Genomic DNA, 1018 nt, shown 5'->3' with positions numbered 1-1018 from the left:
AGATTACGCGGTCTGGCAGCAAGGCACGCTCGAGGTTGAGCGGATGGAAGCGCATGAGGCGTACTGGCTGTCCGTCTTTACGGAGGAAGCACCGGTGCTGGAGCTGCCGACCGACCATACGCGTCCGGCGGTACCAAGTAGCGAGGGCGGAAAGGTATACACCTCGGTGAGCGCCAAGACTGCAGAGGCCCTTAAACGAATCGCGGCAGAGACGGGATCGACGCTGTACATGGTGCTGCTTGCAGCCTATAACGTGTGGCTACACAAGTACACGGGGCAGACCGACATTGTGGTGGGTACGCCGGTGTCGGGGAGAACGCATGCGGACACGGAGCCAATGATCGGGATGTTCGTGAACACGCTGGCGCTGCGCAACGCTCCGTCCGGGGACAAGCAGTTTATTGACTTCGTGCGCGAGGTGAAGGCGCGGACGCTGACGGCGTTTGAACACCAGGACTATCCGTTCGAGGAACTAGTGGAGAAGCTGAGCGTGCGCCGCGATAGGAGCCGAAACCCGTTGTTCGATACGATGCTAGTGTTACAGAACATGGAGCAGGCGCGCTTTAGTCTGGCGAACGTTGACGTTCGTTCGGTCGAGCTGAGCCATCCAGTGACGAAGTTTGATTTGACGCTAAACGTCGTGGAAGTCAATCAAGGCCTTCACATGTCACTGGAATACAGTCGAGCCTTGTTCAATGCGTCTACGGTTGAGCGTTTATCGTCTCACTTTGTACAACTGTTGACTCAAATTACCGAACGAACGGACGCAAGCATAGCTTCTTTGCAACTCGTAACGCTGGAGGAGAAGCAGCAGTTGCACGCGTTCAATGACACGGCGGCGGACTATCCACGGGAAGCGACGATCCATGAGCTGTTCGAGGCGCAAGTCGAAAAGACGCCGAATGCGGTGGCGGTCGTGTATGAGAATCGGCAGCTGACCTATGCGGAGCTGAACAGGCGGGCGAATCAGCTGGCTTGGACGCTGCGCGAGCAGGGTGTGGGACCGGATCGCATCGTG

Annotated in this window: 1 protein-coding gene; it reads left to right on the top strand. The window is 57.6% G+C overall.

Going from position 1 to position 1018, the window contains the following annotated elements:
• Positions 1-1018, top strand: a 1018-nt coding sequence (locus MHB56_RS29790; RefSeq protein WP_341144433.1) for a condensation domain-containing protein, incomplete at both ends; no start/stop codon positions are given.

Source organism: Paenibacillus sp. FSL H8-0315, from assembly GCF_038005365.1.
GTDB lineage: Bacteria > Bacillota > Bacilli > Paenibacillales > Paenibacillaceae > Paenibacillus_AQ > Paenibacillus_AQ odorifer.
Note: the sequence above shows the minus strand (reverse complement) of the source record. Positions and strands in the feature narration are given on the sequence as shown.